Below are 12,535 nucleotides of genomic sequence, written 5' to 3'. Positions count from 1 at the left end.
ACTTTGTTTAGTAGTAGTCAAGGCTTATTAAGCCTCCCCCTTTTAAGGGGGCTAGAATACCCTTTAGCGTTTATTCCTCTTTTTCCTTATGCTCTAAGGCTTCCAAATTTTTTAATAATTCTCGCTTTGAAAGTGTGCTTAAATCCTCGTTGATATTAACCACTTGCAGATTAAGCCCGCTATCATCATTGCCGTAAAAGCTCTTTTGTAAAGTGCCTAAAATGCTTACAAATTTTTCAGCCCCTGCTATGATAGCAGGCTCGCTTTTATGCTCTTTTCTTAGATTGACCATTCTTACTAATTCATCTTTTGCGATTAAGGCTCCAAGTGCCATATTTTTTTGTAAGAAATTTAAACTCATTGCCTTGATTAGTATTTCGTCCGTTACGCTATCAAGCAGATTTTTTTGTAAGATTTCATCGACATTATAAAGACTATCACTAAGATTTTCTCTTAATTTTTGCTGGATTTTTTCGCTTTGCATATCGATGATTGTGCCAAATTCCTTTTTTAGCATATCCTTTTTTATTTCGCTTTCCATTATGCCCTTTAAGCCCTTTGCCTTTTCCCACGCTTCTTTATTTACCCATACCATTAAAGTGCGGTATTTGACGTTAAATTTCTTAGCGATTTCTTTATTGTCCTCATCGTGTGTTTCGTAGTAAAGCCTGATTTCATCTTTTAGCTTTTTATCTATCATCTTAAGTCCTGTCCGCCTTTTTGCATACTTTGCTTATTTTCGTCTTGGCTTATTTGATGAGCTAACATACCTTGTGCTGTGTATTTCCCTGCCTTTGCTCTTTTTTCTCTTATCTCTGCCTCGTCTTTTTGAAGTTCTAGTAGCATCTTTTGCTGCTGAAGTTGCGTTAAAGTGTCATTTTGCCTTTGTGCCTGAGCTTCTTTAACCTGCATCATTACTTCCTTGACCTTTTGCACGATAGGGCTGTCGATATCCTCTAAAATGAGAGGTAAAAGCTCGCTTGCAAGTTCAGGCTGGGTTTGTTGTAGGGATTTGAGGATTTCACTCCACTGCACGAAACGTTCCTCATTTGACGCCGTTTTAACCTGCGATTTATATTCTAAATCAAAAGCACCGATTTTAATCGCATTTTGCTCATTATCATTTATACTAAAATAGCGTTCCCCTCTGTCCTTATCTACGATTTTAAAAACTTGTTTTTTGGTGAAATATAATTGCATCAAGTCCATTGCTTTTTTGAAGATGAGCCTATCTAAATCATCGCTTTTGTTTAGAAACTCTTGCAGTCCCATTAGTCCTGCTTCTTTTCTTTGTGCTATGGCGTCGCCGCTTTGCCTGTTATTTGCAATTCCAAGAAATTCATCATTAAGCCCGCTTAAAATCTTAGCCAAATTCCTTTTTTCGTTCGCCTTTACGCTTAAAGCGTTAATGTTGTTGTGCTGGTTTATAAATTGTATTTTATTATCCCTTAAAGAATTGGGTGCTACTTTTACGACCGCATTATCTATGCTTAAAGCCTCGACAAATTCGCTAGCACTCCCGCTCACAGCGTCGGCTTCAAAAAGGGCCTTAAAGCTTCCTAGCATGTTTCCCATTTTATTTTCTGCGAAATTGATATAATCTTGCATAGGCTTTATATCTCTAAAAAGTCCATACCATTTATTATCCTCATCTATTTGAAATTTGCTAATGCAAAAGGGGTGCATACCATTTTTAAACGGGCTTTTTTCATAGGCTAGTATGGCCTTATCCTGCCAAATGTAGCGGTTAAAAACGCCCTTTTCTTTTATCCAACTTTCCACGATAGCCGTTCTTTTATCTACGCTATTTTGATTATTTTCAAGCTCTTTTTTAAATAAGTTCCTAGCCTCGTAATAATCCATATCTAGCCTTTTATGAAACCTCCTCGCATCATTTGCATTTAAGTCCTTAGAGTAAGCATCGATTAAAAAGCTCTTAGTATTTAGCGTTTTAAGCGTGATGAAACGATTTTTTTCACTATCCTCTTTGACCCACAGCTCACACACCGCTAAGCCAAATATTAGTTCATAATCCTTTTTTGACATTTCCTTATTATAAAAGCTTGAGTGTGAAAAAACTTTAAGCAAGTCATTAAGCAAATAAGCCAAGTTTTTATCCTCTTTTTGCCTTCCGCTTACTCTTATTTCGCTGATACTTTGTGCTTTGTAGCCTAGTATTTTGTTAATGATCATTTTAAAGATATTTTCGATTATGGGCGTTTGATTGCGGTTTAAAATGGTTTGCTTGTCTATTTCTCTAAGTTGGTCGCCGTGATAATAACGTTTTGCCTCTTTGTATTCGTTAAGGCTCATTTTATTTGCGTTTAAGTCGTTTTGATAAAGCTCTTTTAACTCCTCTAAACTTAGCATTTTTTACCTTTTTAAAAGATTTGCAAATTCTAGCATTGTGCTTGGTTTTTTCACTTCGTTACTTAAAGGCTCTTGCGTTTTAACTAAGGCTTTAAAATTCACTTTCTCGCCCTTGCTCTGCGGCTCAAAATTTGCTTCAAGCCAAGCATTAAAACGCCTTTTTTCCTTTAAATCCTCCGCACCGCTTTCTATGTTTTGCTCTCTTTCTTTTTGCATTAACTCGTTTGTTTTGATTTGCTCTTCTAGGCTTTTATGTTTATGCAAGGCATTGCCAAAAGTGTGGAAAGCATTTTCTATATTTTTACTTCTTAAAGCCCTTGCATTTTGCAAATTTGCTATGGCGTGATTAACACTTCTTAACGCCCCTTGTCCTGCTCTTATATCTAAAATCGGCATTTTATTCCTTTCTATTTTAATTTACTTTTTAACGCAAAAATTGCGATTTTTGCTAAAAGTAACTTCTCAAGCGATAGCGTTCGCACCTCGTGGGACGAAAACGCACAGCGTTTGAAGTAAAAAACCTAAAGGCGTCCCCACCCTTTTGCTTACGCAAAAGCCCCGAGTTACGCCCACAACTTTCAAAGCTTATTTTAAATCTTGCGTAACGAGGTAATCTAAGCCTTTAGAAAAGAAAGCTGTAAAGCTTTCAAGTTTCTAAAGTGGATAACTCTTGCTGAATTAGCAAGCGTTTTAAATTTCACTAATAAGCACTCCAAAACGCTCTATTTTTAACAAATTTATTTCATTTTTGCATTTTTGCATTTTTAAAAAAAGGGTTAAGAAAATTAAGCTATAATTCTTTTATGAGTAGAAAAGAAAGAGTAAAATATAGCTTAGATTTTGCCAAAAGTCTTATTTTTGCATTGCTAACCGCTTTATTTGGGATTTTTGCCTTTATTGTGATAAATGTTAGCACCATTAATACTATGCAAATTACAGCTTCATTACTAGGCATTATCATTATAGCCTTATTTTTCTATTTCTTAATACGCTATATGATTAAAGCTTTAAAAGAATTAGAAAGGTTGGATTAATGGCTCTTTTTACTGCTATATTTGCGATTACCACTTTCTGTGCGCTTTGCCTTTATGCCGTTATTGCTCTAACTCAAAAATAGCTTTACGCCTTATCTAAGCCTCCTCCTCGCTATCCTTAGCTTCTTTATAATACTTCTCTATATCGATCTTTGTGGCGTTTTTTTCCAAGCTTTCAAGCTCTTTTATAAATTCGCTTTTTTCCTTTAAGCTAAATTCTACAAAATACGCCTTATTTTCAAAGACATAAAATGCAAATTCCCGCTTTTCCTTAAGGCTTCTTTTTTCTATCCTAACATTTAAAGCCATATCCACAAACTTGCTTAAATCCTTATAAGTCTCAAAACTCTCTAAAATTTCAGCCAGAACATTTTCACATTTTTCGCCCATTTTATAAAAGGCCTCATTGACCTTAAAATCCCAGTTAAAAAGCGTTCCGTTTAAAGCGTAATAATGCTCTTTATCGCTTAAAAGGCTTAATAAGTGCTCTTTTTTATTAATCAAACTTATAGCCTTATCGGCTTCATTTTTGTATTTTTCGTGTTCTTTATACTCTGCTTCGATTTCCTCTTGGCTTTTAAAATGCTTTAATTCCAGCGTGTCAAATTCACGCATTAAGGCCTTATTATAAGCCTTGTTTTTTTCTAAAAAATCCCAGCTTTTAAGATTGATTTTATAGCCTAAAAGCGTGAGTTCATCGATTTTTTTGCACGCTCTTTTTAAAAAGTCATTTCCAAGCCCCAGTCCATAGCCATTTTTAATAAGCTCATTAAAGCATTCTTGCGATTTTAAAGCCCTAGCGTGAAAGGCTTCTTTTGTCATTGTAAAATTATCCCTTTCATTTAAGCTTTTAGCTAAGGGGATTTCACTTTTTAAGCTTAAAGAGTGAAAGGCCTCCCCTCCTGCTAGATTAAGCCCATTTCTATTTTGCACCATTTCATCAAGCGGAGAAGTTTTAACATTACCATAAATCCCTTTTGTGGTATCAAAAGCCTCGCCACTTAAAAAATTTGTATCCCTTCCAGGCCTATTATTATTATAAACCGCCCCATTTGCGTAGATGTCATATCCTCCGTAAATCACGCTTTTGCTTAAAGCCTCGCTATTTGCCGCTCTTTCTTTTCTAGCCTCGCTTATATTTGTTAAACTATAAGCCTTCGCCATTTCAAAATACGCATTAAGCTCGGCTCTATAAACTTGCTTTGCGTAAATTTGCATTGCCACAAAACTCACAGCATTAGCCGCTATGACGACATTACCCAAAATCCCCCCTATAATGGCACCTCCCACGACCCCAAGTGCCAACGCCCCTAAAGAAAGCGGATTATCCAAAATCCCCGCTATAAAGCCTAAAAGTCCCCCACTAGCTCTAGCCTTAGCCCAGCCATATTTATCCGCAGGATACTCACACCACCCAGCGTAGTTTTCCCCGCTCATAAATTCGCTCATTTCATACTTAGCACAAATTTTACGCCATTTATTGATAGCTTCTCTTTTATACCTTTTCGCCTTGCGTCTTAATAATAATTTTCCTAAGCCCATTAAGCCTCATTTGATTTTTGATATAAAAGCTTCGCTCTCATTATTTTCTTAATCCTTCCAAAATCCTTTTTATTCATCGGTATAAAAGTCGTGTTGATAATTTCGCCATTTATATCTAAAGCATAGCCTATTAAATAATTAAATTTATTTTTGATTTTATAAGGCTTAAAAAACACATAAGAATCTTTTGTTATACTTTCCTTGCCTTTATTCTGCACTAGTTTGCTATTTTGCGTTTCCCTAGCTCTCGCAGACAACTTAGGATTAAGGGTATATTCTTGCTTAACGACAAAAAGCGGGTCGGTAAGGGTATCAAGGAACGCTCCGCTATATAAACTTCTATCTTTTTTATAGGTATTCCCTTTATGTAAATGCTTCCAAGCGTGTGCTAAATTCACACTTATATCCCCAATAGGTGTTTTAACCTTGCTAAAGCCTTTTTTATCTTTAAAAGAAATTTGATTTAAAAACTCCTCTTCGCTTAAGCTTTTTGGTAAGTCTAAAGCCTGATGATTTAAAGCCTTTTCGTCAATTTTCCCACTCTCATCTAAAAAGCTCTTTTCTAGCTCCCTGCTTAACGCCTCGCCGTGCATTGTGCTTTGTGCTATGGTTTCATTTAAGAGAGGATTTTTAAATTTCATTTTGTCTTTAAGATTTCTATCACTATAAAATGTTATAATTTCCTCCGTAGCGGTGGTGGGGTTAGAGTCCATATCCGCTACATCATTAACCACAACTCTAAATCTAACCCTATCTTTGTTTTCCCACTCATAAATTCTTGCTCCGTTTTTATCTATGAAAGGCTCATAGCTTTCTAAAAACTCCCTTATGCTCTTGCCTAAATTGACGAATTCTAAATCCGTGATATAACCCTCTTTGCTAGGGTCGGTTAAATGCTTTATTCTTTCGTGTTTTGCACCTTTATAGCGTGTTCCTTGCATTAAGGCTATTGCCTCCTCAACCGCTTCTAAATCCTTTTTGATTAGCGTGGCATTTTTTCCATTATAAGCCACATTGAAAAGCCCTTTTTGCTCGCTTTCAAGTTCTTTTAACATAGCCTTTGCTTGAATTTTCCTACCTCTTTCATTTTGCACGATGTAACGCGGCTCTAGTAAGCTTAAAAGAAGATATTTTTCCCTAGCTTTTTCAAATCCAAGTGCAAGCGTATCGCTTAATTCATTGATAATTTTTTCTTTTAATTCAGGGTTTTTTTCTAAATGCTTAAAGCCCACCCCTACCGCCTTACTTCCTAAACTCCCCCCTAAAAAGCCCAGTGCAAATTTTTCAGCATCAAAGCTCAAATTTCCATTTTCATCTTGCTCTACGCCATTGAGTGTGCCTCCCACTAAACCCGCTCCTAAATGCGGATTTGTTTGGTAAATCGTAGAATTTTGATTTTCTAAAATGTGCATTTGCCTTAAAAAATTAGTTATAAAAACGTCTAAACGCCCTCCGCCTTGCATACGAATTAAGTCTTTTGAAAGATTATAAGCTAAGGATAGTTTTGCATTTTGATCGCCCTTATGCTTGTTTAAGTATTGTAAAAAAGCATCATCGTTTGGCTTAAAAACTCCCATTTTTTCAAATTTCAAAAAATCGCCCTTTGTATCGTAGCCTTTCATCAAGGTTTCAAACTCACGCTGGGCTTTTTTACTCTTAAACTCTAAAAGCTCTAATTGTGGGTCATAATCTTTCCCTTTAATTTCAAATCCGCTTAAAACAATGCCATTATTTTTATTTTGCTCTAGCATTAGCCTTGCTGTTTCTTGCGGATAATTGCTATTAATCTGTTCTCCATAATTTTTTAAAAACTCTTTGATTTCCTCCTCTTTAATACTTTTACTTTCTTGTGGTATAATCTCTTGCTGGTTTTGTGAAAGAGGCGTTTTTGCTAGCGGTTCATTTGTAAAGCTATCACCGACTCCTGTCTGCATAGCTTCCAGCCTTTTCTTATTTCTTTTGTCTATTAATTCCGTTACAATAAATTTTTTATCATCTCTTAAGCCTAAGACTAGTGTGTATTTGTCTGTAATAAGCTCGATTTTATCGTTATTTTGCGATAATATCTTTCCATTTTCTAAAATTTGTGGTATTTCGTTTAAAAGCTGCCTGACTTTATATTCCGCTTTATCTTTTTCTAAACCTTGATTAATAAAATCTTGCGTTCTACGCTCTAAAATATGCTTAAGCCCAAAACTATCATTCCCCCATACCAAATCAATCTCCCCTAAGCCCTCTTTATAAAACGCCCCCTTGACTTGTCCCCTTTTTTCCTCTAAAAGCTTGTTTATAGCCTCTTTGCCTTTAAAGCCAGAGAAATTTACGCCAAAATCGGCTTTTTGTGCTATACTTTCCTCGTCAATCTTGTTGGCTGAAGATTTGTCAGTCTGTAAAAGTGTATCAGTGTAAAAAATTGACTTGGCATTTGGAGATTGATAGAGTATTTTCGCCCCGTTTTCTACCTTATTTTTTAAAATATTTTCTTTTTTCGGTGCATTTGAAATGCTTATAAAATAGTCTTTCGTTTCTAAATTTATGCTTGTAAAATACTGCTTATCCTCGATTTGTTTCGCTAAAATGAGCATATTATCTCTATCTCTTAAAGCAAAGTCTGGGCTTTGTAAAGTCTGCTTCACTTGTGGGATATATTTTTCACGCCCTTTTTCTACGATTTTATATAAACTTCCCTTTGTTAGCTTTATTTCCTTGCCTAAAGCCTCTTTTAGCTCATGCGGTAAATTTGGGATAAAGTCCTCATCTAAACTTTTAAGGCCAAAAGTCTCTAACCACTCTTTTTGCGTTTCTTTTGTGAGTGTGTGTTCCTCACTCATCTTAGTAAGCGGACTTTGCGTTGCTTCTAAAATGTCCTTTAAATTATTTTCTTCTTGTGCTTGGTAAAGCTGCTCTTGCTCGGCTTTTATTTTGTTTAGCCTTGCTTGCTCCTCTAGCCTTTTTAACTCCTCTTCCTCCCTTATTTTTGCGAGTTTTGCCTCTTTTTCGGCGTTAAATTCATCTAAGTTTTGCAGAAACTCATTTATCAAACGGCTTGTGTTAGAATTAAAATACGTGCGTTTTAGCTCACGCTCTAACTTTAGCTTAAAATCATCATAATTTAAACTTCTGCTTAAAGCCTTTTTTAGATGATACCTTAACGCCCCTCCTTGAATTTGCTTTGAAAAAAGCCCAAAAAGTATGCCATCAGGCAAAAGTCTAAAGATAGGATCAAAAGCACCCTTAACCACCTTTTGCTTTATCGCACCCTCCGCACTTGTAGCTATGCTCGTGCCTAGCTTTTCGCTTGTTGCGTGAGTGAGGCTTTTGGCTATTAAAGCGTCATTTTTATACAGCTTATCAAAGCCCTCCACTAGCTCTAAAAACTCCCTTGCTTCCTTGCTTTTAAAAAGCGGTTGTGTTATACTTTCAGTGGTAGTCCCTGCGGCTTTGCCTTTACTACCCTGCCGAATGAAAGTAGGGATAATGTCGGCGTTAAATTCTTTTAAAATGGTATTGATTTTATCCGTTTTAAAAGCGGTTAAAATGGTTTCTTTATTATCCTTAGTTGCTAAAAGGTAGAAAAAGTCCTTTCCATCGCTAAATTTTTTGATAAATTTTTCTTTATCCACTCCATTTTCAAGCTTTTTAAAAGAGATATCTGGCTCTTTTAAAGTCGGTTCTATAAGATTTAAATAATCCTTTCTTTTTGGGTCTTTTTCGATATGTCTTAAAAAATTCTCTTTATTTTTAAAATTTTCAAGCGTGCTTAAAAACTCATCTATGCTTATTTGTTTTGGCATAGCACTTGGGCTTAACTGCTCTAAAAACTCCCTTGCTTCCTTGCTTTTAAAAAGCGGTTGTGTTATACTTTCATCAACGACACTAGCACGACTCACGCTTGAAGTGCTAGTATTAAGCCTAGTTAAGTGCGTATCGGCTTGGCTAGGGTCGTTTATTTTATAAGCAGTTATAACCCACTTTTTATCCTTACCCTTATAATCTAAGGCTATTAAAGCACGATTTTCTTTTGTATCTATAAAGGCTCTATTTTTACCTATTTTAACTTCGCCTTGTTCTATGATTTGCGGAATTTTTTCAACAAATTCTAAAGCCTTTTCATAAGCCTCATTTGCATCTAAACCTTGCTTTATAAAGTCCTCTTTCCTACGCTCTAAAATGTGATTTAAGCCCTTTTTGCTATCCCCCCAAACTAAGTCAATCTCCCCTAAGCCCTCTTTATAAAAGGCATTTGCGACTTGTCCTCTTTGCTCTTTTAAAAGCTTTTCAATCGCTTCTTTTCCTTTAAAGCCCTCAAAATTTTCGCCAAAATCAGCATTTTGTGCTATACTTTCATTTGCAAGTCCATTGCCTTGCTTACTTGCTCTGCTAGTGAAACTTTGGATAAGGCTAGCGTTATCAATTTTATTTTTTATAAAATCCTCTCTTGTTTTTGGCAAAAAAGTAATAAGCCTTTTTCCATTTTCCTCAGTGATTAAAAGCGTATAAAAGCCTTTTTCATCTCTAAATTTTTTAATATAATCTTGCCTTTTTCCACTTTGTAAAATCAAATCCGCCTCCTCTAAAGTCGGCTTGACTAAATTTAGATAAGCCAAACGGCTTTTTGCGTCCTCTTTTTTACTTAAATGCGTGATGAAATTCTCCTTATTTTCCACGCTTTCAAGCTCTTTTATAAAGTCTTCTATATTTAGCTTTTCTGGGATTTTAGCACCATTTAAATTTTCTAAAAACAACCTAGCTTCATCTTTATTTAAAGTATATTTAGCTAAATTCTCTTGTTTAGAAGGTCCTTGAGATGCTCCGCTCAAGGCACGAGCCTCTAAATTTGCCCCTAACGGAGCGGGGGTATCTCCCACTAGTTCCTTAACCCTCTTTAAAAAGCCCTCACTATCAAAAACACGCAGCTTAGCTCTGTCATTTTCCACAACGCTTTCTTTAAAAAGGCGATTTAGTATTTGCATTTCTAAAAAGGCATTATTCTCCTCGCCTAAATAATCCTTGATTTTTTGCAAATTATTTACGCCATTTTCGCCTTGTCCTTTGGCATATTTGATTAAAGAATTTACCACTTCATCGGCACTTTTTTGCGTGTCTTGGAGTTTTAGATTTTTAATGCTCTCACCAAGCTCTTTCATCGCGGCATAGTCTTTAAGGCTAGTAGAATAAAGCTCTTTGATGTGCTTATAAGCGTTTGGTAGTTCCTTAAAGATATTATCAATCCCCCTATCAATCTCCGCTTTTAAGCTCGTTTGGGCTATCTTTTTAAGCGTGTTAATGAAATTTGGCGTTTTGTCCTTGTTGAAAATGTAATAATTAAGATTTTTCCTAAAATTATTCAGCTTTGAAAAAGTAACGCCCTCTTTAGAAAAAACATTGTTTTCTAAGTCCCTCAAAAAAGGCGTCATTTCGTCTAAATTTACGCCATTTTCTAAAAAGTCCTTTTTGATATTTTCATATTCATTTCTATCTAAAACGACCTTTATATCATCATTATAAAGCTTTGCGATTTGACTTTCTACCTCTTTAAACGCAGTCTTATTCCCCGCTTCAAATTCATCTAAAATTTGCTTGATTTCGCGCGGATTGATGTTAAGATTTTTAAGATTTTTTTCCACATTTGCGGACGCTAAATTAAGCATATTTTTAAGATTATTTTGGATTTTCACATCATCTTTTGCCACTTCAAGCAAGTAGGCTAAAGTAGAGCCGTCTTTATCACTTCTTATCAAGTCTAGCATTTCTTGCTGCTTCGTTTTTAAGGAATTTGCGTTAAAAATTTCAGCAAGTTTTGCTATTTTTTGCGTTTTAGCGTCCTCTTGTCCGTATTTTTTCGCAAAATTTTCTTTTAATTTTTCAAAGACAGGGCTTGCTAAGTCCTCCCCCCTCACGCCGCCGCCAAACTCCTTTTGTGCTTGTTTTAACTCCTCTTTCATTTCAGGCGTAAAAACTTCATCGATGATTTTATTTGCCGCACTTATATTTTGCGTAGGAACACTACTAAAAAGCCCTAAAACGCTATGATTTTTCGCGTAATTATAAGTGCCTTTCACGCCTTTAATAGCACCCTTAAAAGCAGGTTTTGCCAAGTGATATGCCGTTATTAAAGCCGTATCACCAGCAGCACTTAATAAGCCTGCTTGTAAGGCGTATTCTAAATTCGCCTTGAAATTTGCCTCTTTATTTAGCTTCATGTCGGCTATTTTTGCATCGATAAAGCCTCCCCCAGCACTTCCCACAGCCGCACCGATAACGCTATTAAGTCCCCTTGTAAAGGGCGTTTTGCCTCTTTTAGTCCCAGCAAGTCCCCCTATGATAGCACCTCCTATTTCGTGCTTACTATCCTCAAAAAAGCTTTGCCAAAAATTATCAAAAAAGCCCGTATTCACTAGATATTTTTGCTCTTTTCCCTTTTCATTTTTAATGAAATAAAGCTCGCCCTCCTTATCCAGCCCTACATCATCAAAGCCTTGCAATTCCGCTATTTTATAAGCGTCTTTAAGCATATTTTGCTTAAAAGCCAAAGCCTCTTTTTCATCGGCAAAAAGAGCATTTCTAAACAAATTCCCCTCATCAAACTGCTTTAAGGTATTCATAGCCTTGATTATTTCTTCATTTATCACGGCTTCGCTTTTTCGCTTTTCCTTAAATTCCTTGATATTTTCCGCTCTATCGTTAAAAAGCGTGTTGAAAAAGCCCAAATCCTCCTTGATTAACTCCATTTCCTCCTTGCTAAATTTGTCCTCTTTATTTTCGAGCTTTAGCATAGCCTTTTCACGCTCAATGTTTCTTTTCGTGCTACTTTTATGCCTATTAAAAAGGGCCGTTTTTTGTGCGAAATTTAGATTTTCATCGCCACTTTTTAGCTTTTCTTTTGCCTCCGCTAAAAAAGCCTTGTCAAATTTATCCCTTTGCTCTTTTGTTTTTAAATCAAGGCCTAATTTATTCAGCCCCTTAAAGGCATATTTATCAAGCTCAACCGGGACAAAATCATCTATCAAACCTTCAGCCATATTTTTGAAAAAACGCCCCTTTTCAAGCTCTTTAGAAAAGGCAGTTTTTTCCGCTTCAAAAGCTTTATTTTCCGCTTCTCTTTTTGCTAGTAAATCCGCTCTTTTTTGCCTTTCAAGCTCCTCTTTTTCCGCCTCACTCAACTGCCCTTTATCGCCGTTTTTGATACTTTGCCAAACCGCGTTAAAATCCTTATGCTTTTTTTCCAAATTTGCAAAATCATAACCCAAATTTTGCTTTTCATTATTGTCTTTTAAAAAATTATAAATTTCTTGCTCGTTATACCCAGCTTCTAAAGCCTTGTCAAAATCAAAAGTCATAAGTATCCTTTTTTAATTTACTTTTTCTTACGCGTTTAAAGCTTTTAAGAAAATCAAAATCTTTCATAATGAAACGCTTTAATCCAAATGAAAAAACGCTTTCAAGCGTTTAAGCTTCATTTGTGATTAACCGCGTAGAAGTTGAAAGCGTTTTGATTTTCCCTTTAAACTTTCACGCTAAAAAGGCTTAAATTTAGCCTTAATTTTTGCATTTTTGCATTTTTGCATTTTTTAAAAAAGGGTTAAGAA

At 35.6% G+C, this 12,535-nt stretch carries 6 protein-coding genes; 1 reads left to right on the top strand and 5 read right to left on the bottom strand.

Going from position 1 to position 12,535, the window contains the following annotated elements; genetic code table 11:
• Positions 1-70: 70 nt before the first annotated feature.
• The 3 genes from CVULP_RS04230 to CVULP_RS04220 are packed head-to-tail and all read right to left on the bottom strand — an operon-like array spanning position 71 to position 2,766.
• A complete protein-coding gene (locus CVULP_RS04230; RefSeq protein WP_099507645.1) occupies positions 71-700 on the bottom strand; it encodes a hypothetical protein in 630 nt (209 codons plus the stop codon).
• On the bottom strand, positions 697-2,370 hold the full coding sequence (locus CVULP_RS04225) for a portal protein (protein WP_099507644.1): 1,674 nt from the start codon (positions 2,368-2,370) through the stop codon (positions 697-699). The genes CVULP_RS04230 and CVULP_RS04225 overlap by 4 nt, the downstream gene beginning before the upstream one ends.
• Before the next feature lie 3 nt (positions 2,371-2,373).
• Complete coding sequence (locus CVULP_RS04220) at positions 2,374-2,766, bottom strand: hypothetical protein (protein ID WP_099507643.1); 393 nt, start codon at positions 2,764-2,766, stop codon at positions 2,374-2,376.
• A gap of 407 nt (positions 2,767-3,173) precedes the next feature.
• On the opposite strand from CVULP_RS04220, the gene CVULP_RS04215 reads away from it, so the two are divergent.
• Positions 3,174-3,404, top strand: a complete 231-nt coding sequence (locus CVULP_RS04215; RefSeq protein WP_099507642.1) for a hypothetical protein — start codon at positions 3,174-3,176, stop codon at positions 3,402-3,404.
• 96 nt (positions 3,405-3,500) lie between these two features.
• Here the strand turns inward: CVULP_RS04215 and CVULP_RS04210 are convergent, their stop codons facing one another.
• A complete protein-coding gene (locus CVULP_RS04210; protein WP_099507641.1) occupies positions 3,501-4,946 on the bottom strand; it encodes a hypothetical protein in 1,446 nt (481 codons plus the stop codon).
• Positions 4,946-12,286 carry a PBECR2 nuclease fold domain-containing protein gene (locus tag CVULP_RS04205; protein WP_099507640.1) on the bottom strand — a complete coding sequence of 2,447 codons (7,341 nt, stop codon included), beginning with the start codon at positions 12,284-12,286 and terminating at the stop codon, positions 4,946-4,948. The genes CVULP_RS04210 and CVULP_RS04205 overlap by 1 nt, the downstream gene beginning before the upstream one ends.
• Positions 12,287-12,535: the final 249 nt, after the last annotated feature.

The organism is Campylobacter vulpis, from assembly GCF_014217995.1.
Classification (GTDB): domain Bacteria; phylum Campylobacterota; class Campylobacteria; order Campylobacterales; family Campylobacteraceae; genus Campylobacter_D; species Campylobacter_D vulpis.
Note: the sequence above shows the minus strand (reverse complement) of the source record. Positions and strands in the feature narration are given on the sequence as shown.

Bases quoted from the DNA above. Each gene is read 5' to 3' on its own strand.
- CVULP_RS04230 (WP_099507645.1), bottom strand. From the start codon at position 700: ATGATAGATAAAAAGCTAAAAGATGAAATCAGGCTTTACTACGAAACA.
- CVULP_RS04225 (WP_099507644.1), bottom strand. From the start codon at position 2,370: ATGCTAAGTTTAGAGGAGTTAAAAGAGCTTTATCAAAACGACTTAAAC.
- CVULP_RS04220 (WP_099507643.1), bottom strand. From the start codon at position 2,766: ATGCCGATTTTAGATATAAGAGCAGGACAAGGGGCGTTAAGAAGTGTT.
- CVULP_RS04215 (WP_099507642.1), top strand. From the start codon at position 3,174: ATGAGTAGAAAAGAAAGAGTAAAATATAGCTTAGATTTTGCCAAAAGT.
- CVULP_RS04210 (WP_099507641.1), bottom strand. From the start codon at position 4,946: ATGGGCTTAGGAAAATTATTATTAAGACGCAAGGCGAAAAGGTATAAA.
- CVULP_RS04205 (WP_099507640.1), bottom strand. From the start codon at position 12,286: ATGACTTTTGATTTTGACAAGGCTTTAGAAGCTGGGTATAACGAGCAA.